Origin of the sequence: uncultured Shewanella sp., from assembly GCF_947501225.1 — a bacterium.
GTDB lineage: Bacteria > Pseudomonadota > Gammaproteobacteria > Enterobacterales > Shewanellaceae > Shewanella.
In genome coordinates this window covers 374,900-390,362 of the sequence record NZ_CANMUW010000001.1, presented here as the reverse complement: position 1 = coordinate 390,362, position 15,463 = coordinate 374,900, and the positions used below count along the sequence as shown (strand labels likewise).

Annotated in this window: 14 protein-coding genes; 8 read left to right on the top strand and 6 right to left on the bottom strand. The window is 49.3% G+C overall.

Annotated elements, in window-relative coordinates:
- Positions 1 to 276 precede the first annotated feature (276 nt).
- The 7 genes from Q1B47_RS01580 (at position 277) to Q1B47_RS01550 (ending at position 6,848) form a co-directional block, all read left to right on the top strand.
- Complete coding sequence (locus Q1B47_RS01580; RefSeq protein ID WP_299787575.1) at positions 277 to 2,202, top strand: methyl-accepting chemotaxis protein; 1,926 nt, start codon at positions 277 to 279, stop codon at positions 2,200 to 2,202.
- Positions 2,203 to 2,357: 155 nt separating this feature from the next.
- The gene (locus Q1B47_RS01575) at positions 2,358 to 3,611 is read left to right on the top strand and encodes an HD domain-containing phosphohydrolase (protein ID WP_299787572.1); all 1,254 of its coding nucleotides are present in this window, start codon (positions 2,358 to 2,360) and stop codon (positions 3,609 to 3,611) included.
- Positions 3,612 to 3,792: 181 nt separating this feature from the next.
- Entirely contained in the window at positions 3,793 to 4,368 is a 576-nt protein-coding gene (locus tag Q1B47_RS01570; protein ID WP_299787569.1) for a sigma-70 family RNA polymerase sigma factor, read from the top strand.
- 132 nt (positions 4,369 to 4,500) lie between these two features.
- Positions 4,501 to 5,502 (top strand): permease, encoded by a 1,002-nt coding sequence (locus tag Q1B47_RS01565; protein WP_299787566.1) that lies wholly within the window; start codon positions 4,501 to 4,503, stop codon positions 5,500 to 5,502.
- A 9-nt stretch (positions 5,503 to 5,511) separates the two neighbouring features.
- Positions 5,512 to 5,751 carry a thioredoxin family protein gene (locus Q1B47_RS01560; RefSeq protein WP_299787563.1) on the top strand — a complete coding sequence of 80 codons (240 nt, stop codon included), beginning with the start codon at positions 5,512 to 5,514 and terminating at the stop codon, positions 5,749 to 5,751.
- A 172-nt stretch (positions 5,752 to 5,923) separates the two neighbouring features.
- Complete coding sequence (locus tag Q1B47_RS01555; protein ID WP_299787560.1) at positions 5,924 to 6,403, top strand: cupin domain-containing protein; 480 nt, start codon at positions 5,924 to 5,926, stop codon at positions 6,401 to 6,403.
- A gap of 220 nt (positions 6,404 to 6,623) precedes the next feature.
- Positions 6,624 to 6,848: a hypothetical protein gene (locus Q1B47_RS01550; protein ID WP_299787557.1), complete on the top strand. Its 225-nt coding sequence runs from the start codon at positions 6,624 to 6,626 to the stop codon at positions 6,846 to 6,848.
- 115 nt (positions 6,849 to 6,963) lie between these two features.
- On the opposite strand, the gene Q1B47_RS01545 is transcribed toward Q1B47_RS01550, so the two are convergent.
- From Q1B47_RS01545 to Q1B47_RS01525, 5 genes are all read right to left on the bottom strand, one after another.
- A complete protein-coding gene (locus Q1B47_RS01545; RefSeq protein WP_299787554.1) occupies positions 6,964 to 8,265 on the bottom strand; it encodes a hypothetical protein in 1,302 nt (433 codons plus the stop codon).
- Positions 8,262 to 8,945, bottom strand: a complete 684-nt coding sequence (locus Q1B47_RS01540; protein ID WP_299787551.1) for an ABC transporter ATP-binding protein — start codon at positions 8,943 to 8,945, stop codon at positions 8,262 to 8,264. Before Q1B47_RS01540 ends, Q1B47_RS01545 begins: the two co-directional genes overlap by 4 nt.
- A gap of 118 nt (positions 8,946 to 9,063) precedes the next feature.
- Positions 9,064 to 10,296 carry an FtsX-like permease family protein gene (locus Q1B47_RS01535; protein ID WP_299787548.1) on the bottom strand — a complete coding sequence of 411 codons (1,233 nt, stop codon included), beginning with the start codon at positions 10,294 to 10,296 and terminating at the stop codon, positions 9,064 to 9,066.
- On the bottom strand, positions 10,286 to 11,542 hold the full coding sequence (locus Q1B47_RS01530; protein ID WP_299787545.1) for an FtsX-like permease family protein: 1,257 nt from the start codon (positions 11,540 to 11,542) through the stop codon (positions 10,286 to 10,288). The genes Q1B47_RS01535 and Q1B47_RS01530 overlap by 11 nt, the downstream gene beginning before the upstream one ends.
- Positions 11,543 to 11,690: 148 nt before the next feature.
- Positions 11,691 to 12,458 carry an outer membrane lipoprotein-sorting protein gene (locus tag Q1B47_RS01525; protein ID WP_299787542.1) on the bottom strand — a complete coding sequence of 256 codons (768 nt, stop codon included), beginning with the start codon at positions 12,456 to 12,458 and terminating at the stop codon, positions 11,691 to 11,693.
- A gap of 163 nt (positions 12,459 to 12,621) precedes the next feature.
- Between Q1B47_RS01525 and Q1B47_RS01520 the strand changes: the two genes are divergently transcribed.
- The gene (locus Q1B47_RS01520) at positions 12,622 to 12,849 is read left to right on the top strand and encodes a hypothetical protein (RefSeq protein WP_299787539.1); all 228 of its coding nucleotides are present in this window, start codon (positions 12,622 to 12,624) and stop codon (positions 12,847 to 12,849) included.
- Positions 12,850 to 13,090: 241 nt separating this feature from the next.
- On the opposite strand, the gene fusA is transcribed toward Q1B47_RS01520, so the two are convergent.
- On the bottom strand, positions 13,091 to 15,139 hold the full coding sequence (fusA, locus tag Q1B47_RS01515) for an elongation factor G (RefSeq protein WP_299787536.1): 2,049 nt from the start codon (positions 15,137 to 15,139) through the stop codon (positions 13,091 to 13,093).
- Positions 15,140 to 15,463: the final 324 nt, after the last annotated feature.

The window sequence follows — 15,463 nt, the reverse complement described above, 5'->3', positions numbered from 1 at the left end:
TGCCATATCCCACTGATTTTAACAGTTCACCGCCCATTCGTTAAGCCGCCTTGCTGGTACGCAGTGATTGATAAGCTGGAAGCTGCCCCGATTGAGATTGCTCAATAGAAAAATTGATTAAGATGGCTACCTCTGTATCAGAACAGGTGTCAAACTGTGAACCTGAACATATTTCACCAGAAAGCAATCACAACTAATCTCGACCAGATCATACAATCAGACTTTTTTACATGTAAGAATAACCACTATTACATCGGAGTCTTATAGAGGTGTTTGATGCGGATAAAAGGACAGTTTATTGCTTGTGTTCTCCCGGTGATCTTAATCGGTTTGCTGGGAGTGACACTGTTCTCGACTCGCGAGTCGAGTCAACAGATGAATCAGCTTAACGAGATAAAAGTAAGATCGTCCCATGCACTGCTCGTTAAAAATCTGAGCAACTGGTACTTCCTCAACACACGACTTGCATCATCATTGGCCGAAAGTGCTCCCGACGTGAGCCTGCTGAGACAAAAAACCAGCGATGCTGAATTATTTTCCGATAAATTAAGTCGCTTTGCAGATAACTACCATCTCAGAAACGCCGCTCTGCTAGATCATGAAGGTGTGGCAATTTCGGCGAGTAATCCGGGTCGTATTGGCACCAGCTATCGGAATATGAACTATTTTAATGAGATTAGTAAGGGAGCAGAGCTGTATGTTGCTCCTCCCCGCCTGAGCCGGGTTGACGCTAAGCCCTTGTTGACTATCTCTGCCAAAACGAAATATAACCATGTGTTGTTTATCAGCTTACCCTTGGGTGAATTCTATGACCGCTACATAGATATCACAGAGCAGGACAGAGACAGCTTAAGCTTCATATTAAACCGCGACTGCACGCCTCTGGCTCACCCTGACCCTGAGTTAGTTAGTAGCAGGAGTCAAGAGTACTTATCACTTTGTAACCAGAATGGTGTCATTGAGTGGCATGAGAAGGGAGAACCCTACACCGGTTGGATAGAAAGAGAACCCAACACAGGATGGGTTGTCATATCAGGTAGTAAGCAATCTAAGCTGGCCGCGGCACGGGTTAGAATGATATATTCAAACCTTGGGATAGCCTTATTGACTGCTTGCCTCGTTCTGAGCGTATTAATACTCCTGATTAACCATATCTCGACCAGGATCCATCTCTTAGTCACTGCCATCGATGATCTTGCAAGGGGAGACATTGAGCTTCAATCAATTTCTAACACCCCATGGAGAGCTCTGTTAAACAGGGGGGATGAGTTGGGCCAGATTGCCAATGCGCTTCAGGGGCTGATCAAGGTACAAAAAAACCATATCTCCCACGCAGGCGATATCGCTAGCGGCAATCTCACCGGGAAAATCGTCCCATGCAGTGATGTCGACAGGTTAGGTCTTTCGCTGAAAAAAATGCAGGGCGACCTTAACCGGATCATTGCCAATGTGATAAATAGAGCCGGGGTAATAGATAACAGCTCGGTGAAATTAGCCCAACATGGAAACTTAGTTGCCGACGGAACCTGTGTTCAGGCCAGGTCGATTGAGTCCACCAGCGCGGCAATGAACCAGATAGAGAGTCAGGTAACACTCAACTCCGATTCGGTCTCGAGTCTGCACTCACACTCTCAACAGGCCCTGACAGAGGCAAAGTCAGGAATGAGATCCATGGAGAAGTTAACCCAGTCGATGCAGGATGTGGCTCAATCCGGTGCTAGAATCGAACAGATCATGGCCGATATAACAGAGATAGCGTCGCAAACCAATCTCATATCACTGAACGCCGCCATTGAAGCTGCGAGAGCCGGCGAGCACGGCCGGGGTTTTTCTGTCGTCGCCGAAGAGGTTCGCAACCTCGCATTTCGCTCGAGTCAGGCTGCCGAGCGTAGCTCAAAGCTTATCAAAGAGATCATAGATAACATTCATACCGGCAAGCATGATTCACTCAAGAGCGCAGAAACATTCGAGCGAATCGTAGAGCAGATGAATGAAACGGCGCAGCAGATGACACTGGTCGCCCAGGGAGCCGAAGAGCACACTGCTGCAACCGTCGAGCTCAATCAAGGCTTGCATGAGATAGACAGTGTTATTCACTCGACCTCTCAGACAGCCATAGAGACGGTAGAGCAATGTCGGCAGTTGATGGAGTCGAGTTCCTCACTGCAGGAGGCCTGTGCTCACTTCAAGCTGAATACTTAATCTAACCGGAGTAAAGAAAGCCACAAAAGGGAAAGTTGAACTAAACTCAATAGTGTACATTTCGGAGTAGTTTTCATCTCTGTATGAGAGCTATGCACATGGAATTTTATAGCTAATTGTAATTCATATAATAGCTATAAAATCAGGGTGATATCATGAGTTCGCTTTCACAATTACAGGTAGATCTTCGGCAGATGATTATTGCGATCGAGACCGCCGTGTCTCAGGTCGGTATGAACGATACCAATCATGGTAAACGGGTCGGCTATATCGCCAGCCAGATAGGTAATCAACTCAATTTCAGCGATAGCGAGATTCAATATGCATTTGAACTGGGAATGCTCCATGACTGCGGCGTCTCTACCGAACAGATGCATACCAACCTGGTCAACCATTTTGACTGGAATAACGCCGATATCCACTGCAAGGTTGGCTATCGACTGTTAAAAGACTTTGAACCACTTGCAAAATTTGCCACACCAATCTTGTATCATCACACACCTTGGGAGGAGCTCACACAGATAGAGCTGACCCAACAAGATGCACGCATGGCCAACCTGATTTTTCTCTCCGATCGCATAGATATCATGGCTGCGACACATTATGAATCCGACATCTTGCTTGCGAGAAAAGAGATAGTAAACACCATCAGCAATTATGGTGGTACCTATTTCGATCCCTCCCTCATCGAAGCGTTCATACGGGTCGAAGCATCGGAAGCCTTCTGGATTGCATTGGAAAACCGCCATATCACCCGTTATACATGGGACATGGGACAGTTAAAGTCCAGCCAGTCATTGAGCATTGCCCAGTTAAAACAGCTCTCCTTAATTCTGGCCTATATCGTCGATCAGAAGAGCTCTTTCACGGCACAGCACTCGATGAGAGTAGCGCAACTAGCCCGCTACCTTGCGTCTATCTATGGTTTATCGGCAGAGCAGTGCGAGAAAATCGAAGTAGCAGGCTTACTGCATGATCTCGGCAAGCTGCACACTCCTGACAACATCTTAGAGAAACCCGGACCGCTCGATGAGATAGAGCTCTCCATCATGAAGCAGCACAGCTACGAAACCTTTGAAATTCTTCGCCATATTGATGGGCTCGATGAGATTGCCCACTGGGCGGCCTTCCACCATGAGGGACTCAACGGTGTCGGCTATCCATTTCACCCTAACAAAAAAGAGTTAAGCATTGAGGCCAGGATCATTGCCGTAGCCGATATCTTTCAGGCCTTAGTACAAGACAGGCCGTACAGGAATGGTATGCAGTTAGATGAGGTGCGCCAGATTTTAGAAACCTCTACCGATAGTGGTAAGCTGGATGCCGATGTCGTCAACCTGGCCATCGGCCACGAAGAGAGGTGCTTCAGCATCGCCATCGGCGATAGCATTCGCGGAGCAAGCCAGTAGCTCCCGTTAGACACGATTCAAACACATGGATTCAGCTATAAGCAGTGGAGCGCCGCCAAGCTTGCACATTTTCCCCGGCCGCGCGCTCTTCTCATTTTTCAGATAAGGAGTTATGTTTCATCCGGCTTGTATGTTATTTATTATCCACCATCAGATTGAAGTTGGCGCGATTGTAAGCCTAATGAACGAAGCAAGTTTCCCCCCCAATGAAAACAGCACAATGCCATGCTTAATGGAAGCCTGGCAGCTACACCATAGCCCGCTATCTCACTGGTTAAAAAGCCAAACCCATGATGACTCACTGGCACAGGACATACTGCATGAGGTATTTATTCGTGCCATGGCGCAACGAAAAGCCTTCTGCAAGATTAAAAACAGCAAGGCATGGCTGTTCAAGGTAGCCTCGAACCTGCTCATCGACCATACAAGGAAACAGAAAAACCTCTCTCTGGTAGAGATTCAGGAGACGGATGAAGCCCACTCCCCTGTCGCAGATAAAGATGTGGTCGATAAATTAGCCCACTGCTTGCCCCGGGTATTAACTGAACTTTCCTCTCCGGATAGCGATATTATCCAGGCATGTGATATTAATGGTATGTCCCAGTGTGAGTATGCCTCTCGCCACGGGCTCACGCTTAGTGCGACTAAGTCGCGTCTGCTCCGGGCCCGAATAAAATTAAAGCAGCAACTGAGTATCTCATGCCAGGTAAAACTTGATGAAAATCACAATGTTTGCTGCTACACCCCCCGAAAATAATATTATTTCTCTTTTTTCTGCATCCTTTTCACTTTAGCTGCGTCTCTATGATAAATCAGCGCCAAGCTTGAGAGGTTTCTCCAGGCATTGGCCGCACAGTTAGTATGACTCAAAGATGTAATGGGGTAATGGATGTTCCAAATTTTCACCGATTTTGCCGACTACCTGGTATTTACTCTGCTCGGCTTACAGGCCGAAACCAAACTGGGAGATGCAGTTCACTTCTTTGTAGAAGATACCAGCAAGATATTTGTACTCCTGATCGTCATGATCTATCTTATCGGCGTCATTCGGGCCTCGTTGAATGTCGAACGGGTACGCGATTACCTGGCCGGTAAAAACCGCTTCGTCGGCTATATGCTTGGCTCCATGTTTGGCGTCGTCACCCCTTTCTGCTCCTGCTCCAGTATCCCTGTATTCTTAGGCTTCACCTCAGCCGGGATCCCACTTGGGATCACGATGGCGTTTCTGATCACCTCACCGCTGATCAATGAGGTCGCCGTGCTCTTGTTAATGAGTCTGTTGGGCTGGAAGTTTACCTTAGTTTATATCGCCGTAGGCATGAGCGTGGGCATGTTGGGCGGTCTGTTTCTCGATACGATAAAGGCTGAGCGCTGGTTACACTCCTTTGCCGCCGAAGCCCTGAAGCGGGGTCAGAACCAGCTGTCCAGGGAGAATAAGGTTCACAGCGCCCCGGCTGAAAGTTTGACAGTGAAAGAGCGACATCAGTTTGCCAAGCAGGAAACGGTTAATATTTTCAAGCGGGTCTGGAAATGGGTCTTCATCGGTGTGGGACTTGGTGCCGCACTACATGGATTCGTTCCGGCTGGCTGGATAGAGTCACACTTAGGTCAGGGGCAGTGGTGGTCTGTACCAACTGCGGTACTGCTCGGCATTCCGTTATACTCTAACGCCACCGGAGTTATTCCCGTGATGGAGAGTCTTATCATCAACGGCCTGCCCATAGGTACCACACTGGCATTTTGTATGAGCACAGTCGCCGCCAGTTTTCCCGAATTCATCTTGCTGAAACAGGTGATGCAATGGCGTCTGTTAACGACCCTATTTTTTGTACTATTGACCTCCTTTACTCTGGTGGGTTGGGTGTTCAATGCTTTCTCTCCATACTTATAGGATAACATTTTGAAAAATATCAAAGTATTAGGTTCTGGCTGTACCAACTGCAAAACAACGGCCCAGATAATTATCGATATTGCGCAAGCGAACCAGATAGAGATAGATCTGGAAAAGGTCACAGATCTATCACAGATCATGGCATATGGGGTGATGTCGACACCGGCGGTGATCATAGATGAGCAGCTGATACATAAGGGCAGTGTCCCGAACCGCGAACTCGTCGAGTCCTGGCTGCTTGGAGAGTAATAGATGAAAGGGTTAGTCGGGTAATACCTGCCCGCTAACCCACCCAATAACTTGAACTGTTGCTCCCTCTCTCCAAGAAAAGTGACTACAACTCTAATTTTTCAGCTACCGATGCTGAGTTCAGTCATGGTGTGTCATACACTCAGTAAACCACTTTATTGAGAGTAAAAGTATGCAATCAGCAGATGAACTCATTCAGGCTCTGGCATTAGAGCAACATGTCGAAGGGGGTTACTATCGCTCCTCCTTCACATCCCAGAGCCGCTTCGACGACAACCGAGCACTATGGAGCAGCATCTACTTCCTGCTTCGCACCGGTGAGGTGTCACACTTTCACCGCTTAACGGCGGACGAGATGTGGTACTACCATGGCGGTGAATCATTGACCATCTATATGATATCCGAAGAGGGTGAGTTAACCACGGCGCAGTTGGGGATGGATCTTGCTGCGGGTGAACGGCCACAGTTTCTTGTACCTAAGGGCTGTATCTTCGGCTCGGCGATGAACCGACCCGGCTTCTCTCTGGTCGGTTGCATGGTCTCTCCCGGATTTACCTTCGAAGATTTTGAGCTCTTCAGCCAGGAGAATTTACTGGCGCAATATCCACAACATGAGGAGATCATTCGTCGCCTGAGCCGACCGGAGGCGTAACTTACAAAGTCCAGCTTTAGAGAGTGGTCAGCCTGCTGGCCACTCTCTCCTATCTTGTTTCAGTCCGTAAAACGTCGGTAGCAGATAAAACCGGTTTTTTCCTCCTTAAAGCTGAAATAATTCAGTTAATCTCTCCAATTGTGACCTTGCTCCCAAACTATTAATCCTATTAAGCGCAGGATGACACACTCTAATAACAAATATTTATCGGGGTTAAACAATGTCATACAAAATACAAGATCTCATCTATCAGGGCGAGAAAGGCGGCGTGCGCAACTGGAGTACCATAGGCGGTGCCAGTTTCTATTGGCATCCGGACTGGTTGCATATTGCAGAGGAAGCCACAGGTGTAAATCCCACAGCCAACATCGAGTGCAGTCAAGAGAAGGCTACCGAGAGTGAGGCTGCCGAAGCTATCATCAAGCACCTGAACGAAAAAGAGTGATAGCCAAACTGATATCATTAAGCAGTTAATCCAACGTCTTTGAGATGCGCCGGGGGGTCGGCGCATTCAAGGGTGTTTATACTCTACCCCCTCCAATCCGTTTCGCCTCCCCCCTTCAAAAACTCCACTTAAGCTGCAGAAACCCAAGTGTCGCCGCCGTTTTGCCAAACAGGCTGTCGCTACTGCCGTCGAATCGTTGTATTACCAATAACAGCTGCCAATCATCTGCCAGAGAGTAACTGCCATTGGCTCCGATAAAGTAGGAGCCGTCCCGATAATAGCTACTCGTCAATGTTAAGCGACTCAGAGAGGAGATATCGAAACCCACATCGAAATAGTAGGTCCAATCGCTAAAGCTCAAGGTTCTGGCCGTCAGGGGCAGGTTAAGGTAAAGCAGGGCACTGTCAGACTCTGTCGGGTTTGATATATGCAGAACAGAGCCCCTGATCAAGTAGTTTCGTTTACCGCTAAAGCTGTAATCGGCCTCGAGCGTAGCAACAGTTGTCGTTTCAAGTTCATCAGCAATGGGGGGGGGAGTGGACATTGGTGAAAGTGGCATAAATTGAGCCATGCCGAAAAGCTCAGTTGATAGTCTGCTTATGCCGTTTCCAACTTCATCAACTCTTGGCCAATAGTCAAAAACAGGGTCAAAATAGGTGAACTCGCCACGAAAACCGGCGCCGTAGATATCTCCGGCAAAGCCAGCTCCTGTTATACGGTCGAAACCGGACTTACCCAGTAACAGCTGCATATCCCACCCATCATGATTGAGCAGATACCGCGCCGCATAGCTATTGAGGTCGCTGTCCTGATTAGGATTATAAACAAAGTCTAACGCACTCGCAAAACCCAGTTTCTTACTGAGCAACACCGAATCTGCCCCAGCGCGCTCCTCATAATCGAAGTCGTATATGGAGTAGGCATTAAAGATGTCATTGGGGTTCCACAGGGTTGTCATGGCCCAGTTGATACGAAAACGCCCCACTCTTAACTGCCAGCCATTGCCCGCTGTCCAATCGGCATAAGCTCGGTCAAACTGAGTATTACCAACCCAGCCATCTCTATCCAGCCAGGTCGATGACATATCCCAAAATCCAGGATCACCCCCTATGAGATCGCCATAGCCAGGCGTCTTTGGAGTGTCACCATAGAGGAGTCTGTTCCTCATGCCGACATTGAATCTTAATGCGCTATCGAATCGATATTCGAAGTTGAATCTTTGATGGAGCAGATGGTCGCCAAGATCCGCGCCGGTATCAGGAAAAGTCCCCGTGCCCAAATATTTCACATAACCATCGAGCTCCCAGTTCGATGCAGGCTCGAGACCGGGAATCGGGGCGGCCAATACCCGCCCCATGCTCCATGCAGCTAAAAACAGGGCGATGAGAGATAAGCAACAAAACCGAACCGGTTTCATTGCACTCTGTCCTCTGTCAGCTGACCATCTTCGAAAACGATCACTCTTCTGGCACGCTTTATCACCCTGGGATCATGGGTCGAGAAGATAAAGGTAGTTCCCTCTTTTTCATTGAGCTGCTGCATTATATCGAGTAGTTCGGCAGTGCTTTCAGCATCCAGATTTGCCGTTGGTTCATCGGCCATCACAAACCTGGGGCTCGGCGCCAATGCGCGGGCAACGGCCACTCTCTGTTGCTGGCCGCCGGAGAGTTTAGCCGGTACTTTATGTAACTGCTCTGCGAGTCCGACCTGAGTCAACAGCGCAATCGCCCGCTCTCTGCACTCCATCTCACTATGTCCCTGAAGCTGCATCACAAACTCGACATTCTCAAGAGCCGTCAGCACCGGCAGCAAGCTATAGTCCTGAAAGATAAAGCCAATATTGTCGCGACGAAAGGCGATAAGCGCTTGATCTTTCAGTGAACAGATATCGATACCGTCGATAATCACAGTACCTGCGCTGGGGGTGTCTATACCACCAATCATGTTAAGCAGCGTGGTTTTACCCGAGCCGGACGGCCCCATCACGGCCACAAACTCCCCCTGTTCGATACTCAAATCGAGCTGCTTTACCGCATGAACCGGAAAATCCGTATCTTGATTGTAAGTTTTACGAAGCTGAGTCGTTTGAATACTCATCCCCTCTCCCTCTTCCTTCGAAGCCGGCCTTAGACGCCGGTCTTAATTACTGACTGCACAAATTACGACTTAATCTCATCTGTGGGCACACTATGGCTCATAATCGCGCCCGCTAAGCTCAATGTTTTTCAGCCATGGCATCGACCGGACGCTGCTTCAGGATCTGTCTCGCCGGATAGAGCGCCGCTAACACACAGGCCAGCACCACGGTAATAAAGATATAACGATACTCGCTTGCGGCTATCTGGGGGTATAGTGTCGTGTCGACACCGAAGGCTCCCAGCCCCTCCGCCATATTGCCAAGGGGGATCCCGGTAACCTGCAGCAGCTCGATCAGCACCAGACTGAAAGCCAGTCCCAAACCCGCTCCGGTAACCCCCAGGAGGCTGGTCTCAAGTATGATCAGTGCAAACACCTTATGCTTCTGCATACCCACCGCCATCAACACCCCAAACTCTCTGGTTCGCTCAAACACAGACATCAACATGATGTTGACCACACCAAACCCCATTGCGACCACAAATATACCCAGCAGAATGGCGTTGCTCGGCCCCATCTGTGCGATGATTGATGCCAACATCGGCTGAACCTGCTGCCAGTCCCTGACACTGTTCTTATCAGATGTGATTAGACGGAGCTTATCCCTTACCGAAACGGCTAAAGCATTTGACATCCTGTTGCTGTCATCGAGTAACACCGCTATCTCATGACTGCCATCGATACCGGCCATCGCTGCCAGATCGGCCCTTCTCACATAGATATTGCCATCGTCGAAATTACTGGAGGGAGTGCTGAAAAAGCCGGAAACCCTGAAGGCGGCACCAATGACATCTTTATCGGCATTACTGAAAGTGATCACTACCTTAGAGCCTAACTTTAAGCGCAGGCGCTGTGCCGTCTTTAACGACACCACAACCGGGTGGCGACCTTCGGCCGGTAACCAGCTGCCCTCCTTCACGCTGTCCGCTACCGGCGTTACCCTGGCCTCGTCATTAATATCGACACCATTGATCCGCACACCTCTGGATGAACGCGCCGAGGCCACCATACCATCGACAATGAAACGCTCAGACCAGGCGACCACCTCGCTCATTTGACTCAACTCGTCCGTGATACGTTCAGATTCGATAATGGTCAGACTAATTTCCGGGTTGTCCACAAAGCCCTTGTGATGAACCTGAACATGACTGGTCTGCCAGGAGATGGCATTGTCGATCATGTTGCCATACATACCATTCATAAAGCCTATCATGGTAACAACACCGATTAAGCCGAAAGCCATGGCAGACAGCATGATCGCGGTGCGTAACTTATTACGCCACAGGTTGCGCCAGGCCAATTTAATTAACATGGGCACCTCCCTTCAACGCTGTCACCAGATTGAGTCTGAAGATCCGCCATAAAGGATAGAGTAAACACAGCATCATCAAGCCAAGTACAATCACTATCTGATCGATGAACAGCCAAGGTGATAACTGCATGGGGAGAATAGGCTCCCAGCCCAGTTCCAACATCATCTGCGCCGTTTCACCGGTTAACTCGATAGGATTATAGTAAAACCAGAGCACCAGAGGGGTTCCGATTGCCAGCCCCAGTGTTACCCCAAGTAACGAAATAAAACCCGACTCGAGTACCACCAAACCCAGTAGTTTTGCCCTGACCAACCCGGTGGCCATCATCACTCCGAACTCCCGGTATCGCTCCAACGTCATCATCAGGATGGTGGCAAAGAGACCAAAACCCACCACGCCGTAGAGTAGGTACATCATAAAGATACCACCCGCTTTATCCATGGCTATCTGCTGCGCCATCTCGGGAGCCAGATCTTCCCAGTCACGTACCTTAACCTCACTGTTCCCCCTATTTGATGAACCGTAAGATGAATAAACACGCTCCAGATCGGCCTTGGTCTGTTCCAGCCTTGTTAATTCGCGGGTATCTATGACCCAGGCAGAAACCTGTTCACCTGTGCTGAACAGTGTTTGAGCCAGTTCAAGCGGCATGTAGATAAGCAGGTTATCAAGCTGAGGCAGGGGAAAATGTACAACTCCCTTAATCTTATAGAGCCCCGCCGCAGTCTGGCCCCGATATCCCTGACCATAAAGCACCAGCTCATCACCCACAGCCAGAGAGAGGTAATCGGCAAGCCCCCGACCTATGAGTACCGACTTGTCATCGGACCCGATAAACTCCCCCTCTACCACTTTATCTGAGATATTAGAGTATTCATCTTCCAGTTCAGGCATGACCCCCAGCACCATGACACCTTTCGACTTATCGCCCGCGGCCGCTAAGGCGAAAGATTCCAGCCTGGGCAATAGTCGCTCCACATCATCTAATCCACGGGCTGCGGCAATAAACTCACCGGTGGCGGGAAGAAGGTCCTCAATGCTCTGACTCTCCTCAAAATCAACATGTTGTAACTGAATTAATCCGGTTGAAAACTTAGCACTGTTCTCGATGTTGTTGGCATAGCTTCCCTCCTGCATGCTGCGCATAAACAGAGAGAGCACCAATGCCAGCGCCAGCGCCATCGCGGTTAAAACGGTGCGCCGCTTCTGTCGCCACAGATTTCGCCAAGCCAATTTTACTAACATAAATCTTCCTTAAAGCAGCTCCGGGCACAAGATAAAGCTAAGAAAGCGGAGAGTTTCGATATGCAAAAGACAACAGCTTTCACGCTCGTAGCTCGTAGCTCGTAGCTCGTAGCTCGTAGCTCGTAGCTCGTAGCTCGTAGCAAAAAGCTTAATCCCTTAACGCTTTCATCTGACTCTGGGAGAAAAAGTCATCGCCTATTTCAAAATTAAACTGGGCTTCATGGGTGATAAGCTCGGTTCTCTGGTCGGGTTTATCGGCCGGGGTCATCGTCATACGGGTAGCGATATTTCGACCGCCCATCTGCTGAACATCGAAGGTCTCCATGGTATTAACCAACTCATCAAACTCATCGATAAATTCAACTTTTCGCTGCAGATAGGTCTGTTTCGATATCCACAGCCTTACCTTGCTCCAAACCACCGGAGCATCCGGCTTGGCGATGGCATCGATAACCCAGGTATTATCGTTATCGAACAGCTCCTCTTTGATTAACTTGTGCTCGTAATCCACCACTATAGAGGACTGGTTGATCAGGTCATCGTTGGTAAAATCTGAGCCCATCCAGGACTGGCTCAACATAGAGGGGGCGATCTTAATGACCCGTTCGATACTCGGGATCCAACTCCACATCTCCTTTTGCCGCTTTAGAGAAGCGCTGCCCTTGTCTTTCGCCGGGGCGGTAACCAGCACCAGCGACAGCTGCTGACCTTTAGTCCAGCTCTTCATACTCATGGTGCGGGTCCAATCGGGGCGAATGATCTTCATGGTCGCAACCGAATAACTCGAGTCACCACGCATCTGTTTATCTGACTTATCAACGATTTCTGACGCCGTTTCGGCATGCGGATAGGCCGACAGAGAAACGGTTAACAATATCCCTGTTAACAGGCTTTTTATCATGATCCATAGACGCATAATTGAGCTCCCCAGTCATAGGTTTTGACTCCATAAACAGGAGCCGGTAGATCTAACCCCATTCAACTATAACCCATTGAGCACAAAACGAAACACAGATCGATGCAGGATAATAAAATTAATGTTTCTTTTGATTTTCCGGGGCAGTTGAAAGCCGTATTGGGTGGAGAACGAAGACACTAACAACATCACGGTAACGGCCACCAACGAAGCCGGTACCGGGGCTTCTGTTTCAGCCTATGTCACCTATACGCCGGAACAACCAACAGAGGCGACATTCAGGCTCAGGCCGAATACGCACTCGAGCATTGTCAGGCCTATGGCGAAGCGCCGTCTGAGTACTTCCGGCACGGTGTCAGCGAAGAGATTGGTCCGAAACAGTAACAGATAAAACACTGCAAACTGGAAAACGCCTGCATGTCAGGCGTTTTTTGTGTCCCTTTCCATGACGGAGCCTGGTTCTGTCACTGTATCCCCACACAGAGACGAGAGGACGACACCATTAAGCCGACCAATACAAAAAAGCAGAGAACTCATCGGTATTGAGTTCCCTGCCATCACTTAACAAGCTCTACCGCCATACTGCCGACTTCATTGTTCACCAGCAGCGCCCATAAGGGCTTAACGATTAACTATGCCACCTCCCTGGCATCTTTCATCAGTGCTTTTTGTACATTGTCCGGAGTGATATCGTATCTGGCAAAAGTCATGCTGAACTGGCCGTCTCCTCCCGTCATGGACTTGAGTCGGGTAGAGTAATCATCGACAGTAGCAAGCGGCGCTTCAACGCCGATAACGACTTTGCTATCCCCCTGTGAGTCGGTGCCACACACCATGCCCCGGCACGAGCTGATATCACCAGTGATATCACCCACATGCTCCTGAGAGACAACCACCTTCATCTCCACGACGGGTTCTAATATCACAGGATTTGCCTGAGCAACCGCATCCATAAATGCTTTTTTACCCGCCATAACAAAGGCGATCTCTTTCGAGTCGACACTGTGATGCTTACCATCGAGCAGGCAAACCTTGATATCCTGCATCGGGAAGCCGGCCAACGCACCGGCCAACATGGCCTCTTTTACCCCTTTCTCGACGGCCGGAATGTACTGTCCGGGTACCGAACCGCCCACCACTTTAGAAACAAACTCGAATCCGGCTCCCCTCTCAAGAGGCTCGACCGTCATTTCCACTTCACCAAACTGGCCGGAACCACCCGACTGTTTCTTATGGCGATAACGGGCAGTGGCAGTACCTGTGATAGTCTCACGATAAGCGACGGCGGGTTTATCCGTATCCATATCGACATTGAATACCTCATGGGCCTTCTCAATCGCTATCTGAAGGTGCAGATCTCCCTGCCCCTGAAGTATCGTTTGTCCCTCGGCATCATTCTTAGCCAGACTCAGGCTGGGATCTTCCGCCACTAACTTATGCAGAACTTCGGCGATCTTCTGCTCATCGCCGCGACGCTTGGGCATAACGGCTAAACCGAATATTGGCTGAGGAAGGTTCAACTCGGGAAGGTGGAACTGGTCTTCATCATGGCTGTCATGCAGCACCGCGCCGACCTCAAGCTCTTCCACCTTTGCTACTGCACAGATATCACCGGGAACCGCCTGCGGCACCCCGATCTGTTTATCGCCTTGCAACTTGAATATATGAGTCACTTTAAAGGCTTTTCGTCCCTCTCCGATAAACAGCTTCATGCCAACATTAATTGTCCCCTGATAGAGTCTGAATACCCCCATCCGGCCGAAGAAGGGATCGATTGAGATCCTGAACACATGAGCCAGCACATGGTCGTCAGCCTTCTGGGTCACATCTACCGGGATGGCGTCATTGCCGGTGCCCTTCACAAACTGTGGCGGATTCGCCTCCAGCGGATTCGGCAACAGCTTAACGATAAGCTCCAGCAGCGAGGCGATACCTATCTCATTCTCTGCACTGGTAAAGCAAACCGGAACCAGGTGTCCCATGCGCAACGCGGTTTCCAAAGGTGCATGTAACTGTTCCGGGGAGAGGGATTCCCCCTGCTCGAGATAGAGCTCCATCAACTCCTCATCCTCTTCGAGTACAGTGTCGATAAGATCATCTTTTGCCGACAACGCCGAGTGAAACGATGACTGGGCGGCCCCCTCGTCACAATGAAGGTAGCAATCGACAACATCATCCAAAGATGCCGTCGGTAAGTTTACCGGCAGACAGCGGGGACCGAAGCGTTGCTGAATCTCATCGAGTAGGCCGGGTAACTTCTCTTCATTGCCATCGATGTGATTTATCGCGATCAATACCACTTTACCCATGGTCCGGGCCGCTTCAAATGCTCTTTGGGTCAGGGTCTCTATGCCGGTCGATGCATTGATCACCAGCAGCACAGACTCCACGCCGGGCAGGGGTAACAGTGCACGACCAAAGAAGTCTGGCAAGCCCGGTGTGTCGATAAGGTTAATATGGTGATTGTCGAAATCTAGATTTAAGAAGGAGGGTTCTAAACTGTGGCGATGGGATTTTTCCTGGGCAGTGAAATCAGCATGATTTGTGCCCTTGTCCACCCTGCCTTTTTGAGTAATAGCCTTAGCTTGGAAGAGTAACGCCTCCAGTAGAGAGGATTTACCCGACCCTGTGTGTCCGAGCACCGCCAGATTTCTGATCTGCTCGGTTATAAACTCAGCCATATTGGCCTCCTTCATGTCATTAAATTAAGTCAATGGATTAAACCTTTGCATTGCTGCTAACTGAAAGTAGCAAGCTACTTGTGAAGAAAACGAAATTGTTAACATAGAGTATAGACCTGTACCAGTGACTGTTATTTGACCTGGATCACGCTTTATTTTTCCTACCTGTTTTTAAACATAAATCACACACATAGAGTACAAGTGTAAGCCCAAACTGGTCTGAAGAGAGAATATTAAGTCCCAGGTGATTGTGTTGAACCTTAAGGTCAGGTAGTCTGCTCAACCATTAGTCAAACAAGACCCTATAAATAGCGGCGAATCCGG

Bases quoted from the DNA above. Each gene is read 5' to 3' on its own strand.
- Q1B47_RS01525 (WP_299787542.1), bottom strand. From the start codon at position 12,458: ATGCGTCTATGGATCATGATAAAAAGCCTGTTAACAGGGATATTGTTA.
- Q1B47_RS01575 (WP_299787572.1), top strand. From the start codon at position 2,358: ATGAGTTCGCTTTCACAATTACAGGTAGATCTTCGGCAGATGATTATT.
- Q1B47_RS01570 (WP_299787569.1), top strand. From the start codon at position 3,793: ATGAACGAAGCAAGTTTCCCCCCCAATGAAAACAGCACAATGCCATGC.
- Q1B47_RS01555 (WP_299787560.1), top strand. From the start codon at position 5,924: ATGCAATCAGCAGATGAACTCATTCAGGCTCTGGCATTAGAGCAACAT.
- fusA (WP_299787536.1), bottom strand. From the start codon at position 15,139: ATGGCTGAGTTTATAACCGAGCAGATCAGAAATCTGGCGGTGCTCGGA.
- Q1B47_RS01540 (WP_299787551.1), bottom strand. From the start codon at position 8,945: ATGAGTATTCAAACGACTCAGCTTCGTAAAACTTACAATCAAGATACG.
- Q1B47_RS01580 (WP_299787575.1), top strand. From the start codon at position 277: ATGCGGATAAAAGGACAGTTTATTGCTTGTGTTCTCCCGGTGATCTTA.
- Q1B47_RS01535 (WP_299787548.1), bottom strand. From the start codon at position 10,296: ATGTTAATTAAATTGGCCTGGCGCAACCTGTGGCGTAATAAGTTACGC.
- Q1B47_RS01550 (WP_299787557.1), top strand. From the start codon at position 6,624: ATGTCATACAAAATACAAGATCTCATCTATCAGGGCGAGAAAGGCGGC.
- Q1B47_RS01565 (WP_299787566.1), top strand. From the start codon at position 4,501: ATGTTCCAAATTTTCACCGATTTTGCCGACTACCTGGTATTTACTCTG.
- Q1B47_RS01545 (WP_299787554.1), bottom strand. From the start codon at position 8,265: ATGAAACCGGTTCGGTTTTGTTGCTTATCTCTCATCGCCCTGTTTTTA.
- Q1B47_RS01530 (WP_299787545.1), bottom strand. From the start codon at position 11,542: ATGTTAGTAAAATTGGCTTGGCGAAATCTGTGGCGACAGAAGCGGCGC.